General features: G+C 73.1%; 9 protein-coding genes. 7 read left to right on the top strand and 2 right to left on the bottom strand.

Going from position 1 to position 8,593, the window contains the following annotated elements:
• The first annotated feature begins 194 nt into the window (after positions 1-194).
• On the top strand, positions 195-1,493 hold the full coding sequence (locus AB0M52_RS26120) for a pitrilysin family protein (protein ID WP_363958798.1): 1,299 nt from the start codon (positions 195-197) through the stop codon (positions 1,491-1,493).
• A gap of 90 nt (positions 1,494-1,583) precedes the next feature.
• Positions 1,584-2,357: a 4-hydroxy-tetrahydrodipicolinate reductase gene (dapB, locus tag AB0M52_RS26125; RefSeq protein ID WP_363958783.1), complete on the top strand. Its 774-nt coding sequence runs from the start codon at positions 1,584-1,586 to the stop codon at positions 2,355-2,357.
• 37 nt (positions 2,358-2,394) lie between these two features.
• Here dapB and AB0M52_RS26130 read toward each other — a convergent pair whose 3' ends face one another.
• Positions 2,395-2,976 carry a GNAT family N-acetyltransferase gene (locus AB0M52_RS26130; protein WP_363958786.1) on the bottom strand — a complete coding sequence of 194 codons (582 nt, stop codon included), beginning with the start codon at positions 2,974-2,976 and terminating at the stop codon, positions 2,395-2,397.
• Positions 2,977-3,011: 35 nt separating this feature from the next.
• Here AB0M52_RS26130 and AB0M52_RS26135 point away from each other — a divergent pair, with 35 nt between their 5' ends.
• A complete protein-coding gene (locus tag AB0M52_RS26135; protein WP_363958788.1) occupies positions 3,012-4,268 on the top strand; it encodes a glycosyltransferase family 87 protein in 1,257 nt (418 codons plus the stop codon).
• On the opposite strand, the gene AB0M52_RS26140 is transcribed toward AB0M52_RS26135, so the two are convergent.
• Entirely contained in the window at positions 4,197-4,748 is a 552-nt protein-coding gene (locus AB0M52_RS26140; RefSeq protein ID WP_363958791.1) for a GNAT family N-acetyltransferase, read from the bottom strand. The two genes, AB0M52_RS26135 and AB0M52_RS26140, sit on opposite strands and share 72 nt — an antisense overlap.
• Before the next feature lie 80 nt (positions 4,749-4,828).
• Between AB0M52_RS26140 and AB0M52_RS26145 the strand changes: the two genes are divergently transcribed.
• From AB0M52_RS26145 to dapA, 4 genes are all read left to right on the top strand, one after another.
• Positions 4,829-6,058, top strand: coding sequence for a crosslink repair DNA glycosylase YcaQ family protein (locus AB0M52_RS26145; RefSeq protein ID WP_363958794.1), 1,230 nt, complete (start codon positions 4,829-4,831; stop codon positions 6,056-6,058).
• Positions 6,059-6,222: 164 nt separating this feature from the next.
• The gene (locus AB0M52_RS26150; protein WP_363958800.1) at positions 6,223-6,720 is read left to right on the top strand and encodes a DUF2752 domain-containing protein; all 498 of its coding nucleotides are present in this window, start codon (positions 6,223-6,225) and stop codon (positions 6,718-6,720) included.
• A 146-nt stretch (positions 6,721-6,866) separates the two neighbouring features.
• Positions 6,867-7,610 carry an FAD-dependent thymidylate synthase gene (gene thyX / locus AB0M52_RS26155; RefSeq protein ID WP_363958803.1) on the top strand — a complete coding sequence of 248 codons (744 nt, stop codon included), beginning with the start codon at positions 6,867-6,869 and terminating at the stop codon, positions 7,608-7,610.
• A 46-nt stretch (positions 7,611-7,656) separates the two neighbouring features.
• The gene (gene dapA, locus AB0M52_RS26160; protein ID WP_363958796.1) at positions 7,657-8,583 is read left to right on the top strand and encodes a 4-hydroxy-tetrahydrodipicolinate synthase; all 927 of its coding nucleotides are present in this window, start codon (positions 7,657-7,659) and stop codon (positions 8,581-8,583) included.
• The last annotated feature ends 10 nt before the right edge of the window (positions 8,584-8,593 follow it).

Raw genomic sequence — 8,593 nt, forward strand, 5'->3', positions numbered from 1 at the left:
CTCCTCCGTGGGCATGACCGAGGCCGCGTACCGGGCGGTCACCTACGACCTCACCCTCGTCGAACTGGAAGCAGGTTCTCGTGAGTCGGACCCGGCGTTCGTCCTTCCCGGCGGATCGACCGGGGGTGTCGCCGCCCGGTGCGGTCCGGCACGCCACCGGGACCGTCCGGTCCGCCGGCGGGTCGACCCGGGCGGTGACCAGGACGCTGAGCGACGACCCGTTGGGCGGTACGGTGCGCCGCACCGTGCTGCCCAGCGGGCTGCGGGTACTCACCGAGGCGATCCCGACGATGCGTAGCGTCTCGTTCGGCATCTGGGTCGCGGTCGGCTCGCGCGACGAGACCGGGCCGCAGGCCGGCGCCGCCCACTTCCTGGAACACCTGCTGTTCAAGGGCACCCACAAGCGGGGGGCGCTGGAGATCTCCTCGGCGATCGAGGCGGTCGGCGGGGAGACCAACGCCTTCACCACGAAGGAGTACACCTGCTACTACGCCCGGGTGCTGGACGAGGACCTGCCGCTGGCCATCGACGTGATGTGCGACCTGGTCGCCGACTCGGTGCTGGAGCCGGCCGACGTGGAGACCGAGCGGGGCGTGATCCTCGAAGAGATCGCCATGCACGACGACGAGCCGGGCGACGAGGTGCACGACCTGCTCGCCCGGGCCATCTACGGTGACCACCCGCTCGGCCGGCTGATTTCCGGCACCGCGGACACGGTCACCCCGATGACCCGGCGCCAGATCCAGAGCTTCTACCGGCGCCGCTACGTCGCGCCGCAGATCGTCGTCGCCGCCGCCGGCAACCTCGAACACTCCGCCGTGGTCCGGCTGGTCCGTCAGGCGCTACTGGGCACCCCGCTGGAGACCGACGCCGCGGCGCCCGCGCCGTACCGGCCGGCCACCCCGGCGGTACGCACCAAGGCCGCCACCACCCTGGTGGAGGCGAAGGAGACCGAGCAGGCGCACGTCGTGCTCGGCTGCCCGGGGCTCGATCGGCTTGACGAGCGCCGCTTCGCCTTCGGCGTGCTCAACAACGTGCTCGGCGGCGGCATGTCGAGCCGGCTGTTCCAGGAGATCCGTGAGCGCCGGGGCCTGGCCTACTCGGTCTACTCGTACGCCAGCCAGTACGCCGACAGCGGCCTGTTCGCCGTCTACGCCGGCTGCGCCCCGAGCCGGGTCGACGAGGTGCTGGAGCTGACCCGGGCCGAGCTGGCGCGGACCGCCGCGGACGGCATCACCGAGGCCGAGCTGGCCCGGGGCAAGGGGATGAGCAAGGGCTCGTTCGTGCTCGGTCTGGAGGACACCGGATCGCGGATGAGCCGGCTGGCCAAGGGCGAGTTGCTCTATGGCGACCTGATGCCGGTCAACGAACTGCTCGACCGGGTCGACGCGGTCACCCTGGACGACGTCAACTCTCTCGCCGCCGACCTGCTGAGCCGGCCGATGTCGCTGGCCGTGGTGGGCCCGTTCGGCGAGTCCGACTTCACCGGCTGACCCCCGTACCGGTCGGGCTCGCTGGCCGGTAGGGGTGCGTGCGGCGTACCCCGGCGCTGCCGGCGTCCCGATTGGGATAGGTTGTGCCGCGTGACTGACGAGCAGGAGAAGGGCGTCGCCGAGCAGATCCGGGTCGGCGTGCTGGGCGCCCGCGGCCGGATGGGCGTCGAGGTGTGCAAGGCCGTCGACGCGGCCACCGACATGGAGTTGGTGGCGATGGTCGACCAGGGCGACTGGCTGTTCAACGCCTCGGACGCCGGGGCGGAGGTCATGGTCGACTTCACCACCCCGGACGTCGTCATGGACAACCTGCACTGGTGCATCGACCAGGGCATCAGCGCGGTGGTCGGCACCACCGGCTTCACCGAGCAGCGGTTGGAGCGGGTCCGTGGCTGGCTGGCCCGCAAGCCCGGGGTGGGCGTGGTGATCGCCCCGAACTTCGGCATCGGCGCGGTGCTGATGATGCAGTTCGCCGCCCGCGCGGCCCGGCACTTCGAGTCGGTCGAGATCATCGAACAGCACCACCCGCGCAAGCTCGACGCGCCCAGCGGCACCGCCACCCACACCGCCCGCCTAATCGCGGCGGCCCGCGCCGAGGCCGGGCTGGGCCCGGTGCCGGACGCCACCTCCGACGAGGTCACCGGCGCCCGCGGCGCTGATATCGACGGGGTACGCGTGCACGCGGTCCGGGCCACCGGGCTGGTCGCGCACCAGGAGGTGCTCTTCGGCACCACCGGCGAGACGCTGACCATCCGGCACGACTCGTACGACCGGGTCTCGTTCATGCCCGGGGTGCTGCTCGCGGTCCGCGCGGTGCGTAACCGCCCCGGTCTGACCCTCGGCCTGGACCCCCTGCTCGACTGAGCCCGCCGGCCCGTGCGCGCGCCGGTCGGGGCCGCGGTCAGCCGGCCGCGGTCGGCTCGGTGGGGACCGCGACGTGCAGGCGTAGCTGGGGCACCAGCATGTCGTCCACGTCCAGCGCGCGTCCCGCGCCGTCGGGCTCCCAACCGGCGCCGGTGAGGAACTTCCGGGATGCCTGGTCGCCGTCGAACACCCAGGCCACCGCCCGGGTGAAGCCGGACTCGCGCCACAGGTCGACGCTGGCGGCGAGCAGCCGGCTGCCGTGCCCGCGCCGGCCCCAGCGCGGCTCGACCAGCAGGTCCGTCACCGCCACCACGTCCGGGCCGAGGGCCTCGGCCGGCTCGTTGGGGGCCAGTGCCTCGGCATCGACCGGGCCGGAGGCGGCGAACCCCACCAGATACGATTGCTCGGCCTGCTCGACCGCGACCAGCACCCGATGGGTGTCGCCGGGCGGCTGGCGCACCGCGGTTTCCCAGCGCCGGGCGAGCCACGCCTCGTCGAGGTTGTCCAGCACGTGTCTGGGCAGCAGCCGCCGGTAGGCGACCCGCCAGGTCGCGAGCTGAATGCGTGCGATCTCGCCGGCGTCCTCCGGACGCGCCGGGCGGACGTACCCGAGAGCCATGGCACGACAGCCTACGCAGGGCGAGGGAGGCGACGTTGGCGCAGGGTGCCAAGCGGGCGGTCGGACAGGTCGGCGCCGTGATCGTGCTCGCCGTCGCGGTGGCCGCGTTCCTGTCCGTGACGGCCGCTCGGCACGGCTTCTTCGACCTGCAGGTCTACCGGGGCGCGCTGGTGTTTTGGGCGCACGACGGCGGGCATCTCTACGACTATCTTCGGCCGGCCACCCAGTACGGCTTCACCTACCCGCCGTTCGCCGCCCTGGTGATGCTGCCGATGGCGTACCTGTCCTGGCACGGGGCGATCGTGGTGAGCGTGGCCGCCGGTGTGGTGACCGGCGCGGTGTTGATCTGGTGGCTGCTGGACCCGGTGTCGCGGCGGGCCGGCTGGACCCACTGGTTCGCCTTCGCGGTGGCGCTCTGCCTCGCCGCCGCCTTCGAGCCGATGCGCGAGACCATCAACTTCGGCCAGGTCAACACGCTGCTGCTGTTCCTGGTCGCGGTGGACCTGCTCAGGCTGCTGCCGGGCGGCAGCCGGTGGGCCGGGATCGGCATCGGCCTGGCCACCGCGATCAAGCTCACCCCGGGCATCTTCATCGTCTACCTGCTGGTGACCCGGCGCTGGCGGGCGGCGGTCACCGCGACCGGCGCCGCGACCGGGGCGACCGTGCTCGCCGCCGCGCTGTTCCCGGACGCCTCCCGGGAGTTCTGGACCACCGCGCTGTGGAACACCGGCCGGGTCGGTGAACTGGCCTTCATCTCCAACCAGTCGCTGCGCGGCGTGGTGGCCCGGCTCGACCCGCAGCACCCGAGCACGCTGGCCTGGCTGGTGCTGGTCGCGGCGACCGTGGCGCTGTGGGCGTGGCGGTCCCGCGCCGCGGCGTCGGCCGGCGACGAGGCCGCCGGCCTGGCGCTGACCGGCGCGGTGATGTGCCTGGTCAGCCCGGTCACCTGGGTGCACCATCTGGTCTGGCTGCTGCCGGGGTTTCTGCTGCTGGTGGACAATGGCATGGCCGCGCCGCCGCGCAGCCGCCGGCGCCGTGTCCTGCTGGTCGCCGTGACCGTCGGGTACGGCTTCCTGATCAGCCGGATCGTCTGGGCGTGGGAGTGGGACTTCGCCGGCGTCGACGGCTTCCTGTTCAGCAACACCTACGTCTGGATCAGCCTGGCGCTGCTGGCCTTCCTGCCGGTGCGCCGGCCTGCCCCGCCCGTGGGGCCGGCCGACTCACCCGTCGAGCCGGCCGGTGTAGCGCAGCTCGACCAGCCCGAGCGGCGGACGCCCGCCGGACATCGGTAGCGGGTAGGTCGACCGCTCGCCGTCCGGTGACAGCCCGGCCCGTTGGTAGAACCGGCGGGCCCGCTGGTTGTCCGCGAGCACCCAGAGCCGGTACTCCGTCCAGCCTCGCTCGATCAGGCCGGCGCGGGCCGCCGCGAGCAGGGCCACGGCGGTGCCGTCGCCCCAGTGGTCGGGCGTCACGTACATCGCCACCACCTCGCCGTACGTCGGGTCGAGGTCGCCGCGGTCCTGGTTGTTGCGGTACGGGCCGAACGTGGTGAACCCGGCGAGTCGGCCGTCGATCTCGGCGAGCAACGTGGTGAACGGGTGGTCCGGGTCGGCGGTGCCGAGGTCGCGACGGCGCTGCGCCCAGGCGACCGGGTTGAGCCGGTTCAGCACCTCGTCCGGCATGATCCCGGCGTAGCCTGCCTGCCAGCCGCGTACGTGCACCCGGGCGACCGCCTCGGCGTCGGCGGGCTCCTCCCGGCGGATGGTGGGCATGCCTGTAGTTCTAGGCGGCCACCGGCGACAGGTCCAGCGTCCGCACCGGTTGTCGTACGGCTGGCGTAGCCTGCCCTGCGATGGTCGCACCGGAATCGCTCTCGCTCGCCCAGGCCCGGCGGATCGCGCTGGCCGCACAGGGCTTCGCCGACCCGGCGCCCACCGGCGCGCCCACCCGCCGCCACCTGCGGCGGGTGCTCGACCGGGTCGGGCTGATCCAGATGGATTCGGTCAACGTGCTGCAACGGGCGCACTACCTGCCGCTCTACAGCCGGATCGGGCCCTACCCGACCACGCTGCTCGACTCCGCCGCCTACCGCCGCCCCCGTGAGCTGTTCGAATACTGGGGCCACGAGGCGTCGCTGGTGCCGGTCGGCCTGCACCCGGCGTTGCGCTGGCGGATGGCCCGGGCGCACGCCGACGCCTGGGGTGGGATGCGCCGCATCGCGCAGGAGCAGCCCGCGCTGGTCGCCTGGGTCCGCGACGAGGTGGCCGCCAAGGGCCCGCTCACCGTGGCCGAGATCGAGCACGACGCGCCCCGGCAGACCGGCAACTGGGGCTGGAACTGGTCGGCGGTGAAGCAGGCCGTGGAATACCTGTTCTGGGCCGGCGAGGTGTGCGCGGCAGAGCGCACCACCTCGTTCGCCCGCCGCTACGACTTGCCCGAGCGGGTGCTGCCGCCCGAGGTGCTCGACGTGCCCACGCCGACTGACGCCGAGGCGTACCGCACGCTGGTGAGCATCGCCGCGCGGTCGCTCGGGGTGGCCGCGGAGGTGGAACTGCGCGACTACTTCCGGCTGCCGGTGGCCGGGGCCCGGCAGGCCATCGCCGAGCTGGTCGAGGCGGGGGAGCTGCGGCCGGTCGCGGTGCAGGGCTGGCGGCAGCCCGCCTGGTTGCACGCGCAGGCCCGGCTGCCCCGCTGGGTTCGCGGCAACACGCTGGTCAGCCCGTTCGACCCGCTGGTCTGGGAACGCGGCCGCACCGAGCGGCTCTTCGACTTCAGCTACCGGATCGAGATCTACGTCCCGGCGCCGCAGCGGGTGTACGGCTACTACGTGCTGCCGTTCCGCCAGGGTGAGCGGTTCACCGCCCGGGTCGACCTGAAGGCCGACCGCAAGGCCGGGGTGCTGCTGGTGCCGGCCGCCTGGGTCGAGCCGGGCGCCGACCCGGGGGAGACCGCGGTGGCGCTCGCCGCCGAGCTGTACCGGCTGGCCGGCTGGCTCGGCCTGGACGCGGTGGCGCCGCCGGCCGCCGGTGACCTCGCGGCTCCGCTGGCCGCCGCCCTGCTGGGCGTGGCCGGTGTACGGTGAGCGTCGTGACGAGCGTTGACCGATCGGCCGCCCAGCCGCACCCGCCCGCTGGAGAGCCGCCCGCGCCCACCGGCCCGGCGACGGTCACGCCGGACGCCTCGGCGTCACCCACCGGGCCACAGCCCGACGGGGCGCAGCCGGTCGCCGCGCAGCCCGACGGGGCGCTGCCGGGCGGCTGGCCGGCGGGTCACCCGGGTGCCTACCCGGTGGCCGAGCCCGACCGGCTCACCCGGCTCGTGGTCCGGCTCTCCGACCGCACGCCGCGCTGGGTGGTGCCGCTGGCCGCGCTCGGCTGCGTCGCCGCCGGCATCGGTTACACGCTGCTCAGCGACCCCACCCGCTCGGCCCCGGACGCCCTGCCGACCTGCCTGCTCAAGCTGACCACCGGGCTGGACTGCCCAGGCTGCGGCGGCACCCGCGCCCTCTGGTACGTGCTGCACGCCGACCTGCCGGCCGCAGCCCGACACCACTTCCTCTTCGTCTTCGCGCTGCCCTTCCTGGCGTACTTCTTCGTCGTCTGGGCCGGCAAGCAGGCGTTCGGCTGGCGGCTCCCCGAGCTGCGGATCAGCCCGAAGGTGATCAGCGGGTTCCTGGCCGCCTGGCTGGCCTTCTCGGTGGTCCGCAACCTCCCCTGGGCCCCGTTCACCAGCCTGTACGTCTAGCCTTTCCGCGCGTCCGAACCTGAACCGGCCAGGCCGGGCTCGCGCTGACTTTCGGTAAGCGGCCGGGACCGTGACGGACGTTGCAAGTGGGGCGAGCCGGAGTTGGGTCGGCAGGGGCGTGCGACTACAGTCGCGGCATGCCGGAGATGGTGCAGCCCCAGGTCAAGTTGATCGCGTGGACCCACTTCGACCCGCCGGAGGACGCGCCGTGGTCGACCGACGCGGACGGGGGTCAGGCGCTCGCCGAGTTCGCCGGCCGGGCCTGCTACCAGAGCTGGAAGAAGCCGAACCCGGCCACCGCGACCAACGCCGGCTACCTGGCGCACATCCTGGAGGTCGGTCACCTCTCCGTGCTGGAGCACGGGTCGGTGAGTTTCTACTTCACCGGGGTGTCCCGGTCGTTCACCCACGAGCTGATCCGGCACCGGCACTTCTCGTACTCGCAGCTGTCCCAGCGGTACGTGCCGGAACGGGACGCGGCGATGGTCGAGCCGAGGGTGATCGCCGAGGACCCGGAGCTGCACAAGCGGTTCGTCGAGGCGGCCGAGGCGAGCGTACGGGCGTACAACGAGCTGCTGGAGGGCCTGGAACGGCACTTCGCCGACGAACCCAACCCGACGCTGCGGCGCAAGCAGGCCCGTCAGGCGGCCCGCGCGGTGCTGCCGAACGCCACCGAGACCCGCATCGTGGTGACGGGCAACTACCGCGCCTGGCGACACTTCATCGCGATGCGCGCCACCGAGCACGCCGACGTGGAGATCCGCGAGCTGGCGGTGGAGTGCCTGCGGCAGTTGCAGCGGGTCGCGCCGAACGTTTTCGCCGACTTTGTCATCTCGGCCCTGCCCGACGGCACCGAGGTGGCGGCGAGCACGCACTCCGAGGGGTCCTGAGCCCTTCCCCGGCGGCCGTCCGCCGGCCGTCCGCTAGGTTGTCACCATGACGCACGACCACCTTGACACCCCGGCCCGGGCGGCTTCCCGTCCCTTCGGTCGGGTGCTCACGGCCATGGTGACCCCGTTCACGGCCGACGGCGCGCTCGACCTCGACGGTGCCGCGCGCCTGGCGAACCACCTGGTGGCGGAGCAGGGCGCCGACGCGCTGGTGGTCAACGGCACCACCGGCGAGTCGCCGACCACCACCGACGCGGAGAAGGAACGCCTGATCCGGACCGTGGTGGAGGCCGTCGGCGACCAGGCCCGGGTGGTGGCCGGGGTCGGCACGAACGACACCCGGCACACCATCGAGCTGGCCGCTTCGGCGGAGAAGGCCGGTGCGAACGGGCTCCTGGTGGTCACCCCGTACTACAACAAGCCGCCGCAGGCCGGGCTGCTGCGTCACTTCACCGCCGTGGCCGACGCGACCGGGCTGCCGGTGATGCTCTACGACATCCCGCACCGCGCCGGCGTGCCGATCGAGACCGAGACGCTGGTCCGGCTCGCCGAGCACGGCCGCATCGTCGCGGTGAAGGACGCCAAGGGTGACCTGACCGCCACCAGCTGGGTGACCGGCCGCACCGAGCTGGCGTTCTACAGCGGTGAGGACGCGCTCACCCTGCCGGCGCTGGCTGTCGGCTCGGTCGGCGTGGTCGGCACCTCGACCCACTTCACCGGTGCCGAGACCAAGCGGATGATCGAGGCGCACGACGCGGGAGACATGGCGACCGCGCTGGCGTTGCACCGCCGGCTGCTGCCGCTGTACACCGGGATCTTCCGTACCCAGGGCACGATCCTGGTCAAGGCGGGCCTGGCGGTGCAGGGCCTGCCGGCCGGACCGGTCCGGCCGCCGCTGGTGGACGCCACTGACGGCCAGGTTGCCCAGCTGCGCGCCGACTGCGCGGCAGCGGGTCTACCGCTTTCCGAATGATCGAACGACA

Source organism: Micromonospora sp. NPDC051296 (genome assembly GCF_040682255.1).
In the GTDB taxonomy this organism is placed as follows: Bacteria; Actinomycetota; Actinomycetes; order Mycobacteriales; family Micromonosporaceae; genus Micromonospora; species Micromonospora craterilacus.

Bases quoted from the DNA above. Each gene is read 5' to 3' on its own strand.
- dapA (WP_363958796.1), top strand. From the start codon at position 7,657: ATGACGCACGACCACCTTGACACCCCGGCCCGGGCGGCTTCCCGTCCC.
- thyX (WP_363958803.1), top strand. From the start codon at position 6,867: ATGGTGCAGCCCCAGGTCAAGTTGATCGCGTGGACCCACTTCGACCCG.
- AB0M52_RS26145 (WP_363958794.1), top strand. From the start codon at position 4,829: ATGGTCGCACCGGAATCGCTCTCGCTCGCCCAGGCCCGGCGGATCGCG.
- AB0M52_RS26140 (WP_363958791.1), bottom strand. From the start codon at position 4,748: ATGCCCACCATCCGCCGGGAGGAGCCCGCCGACGCCGAGGCGGTCGCC.
- AB0M52_RS26130 (WP_363958786.1), bottom strand. From the start codon at position 2,976: ATGGCTCTCGGGTACGTCCGCCCGGCGCGTCCGGAGGACGCCGGCGAG.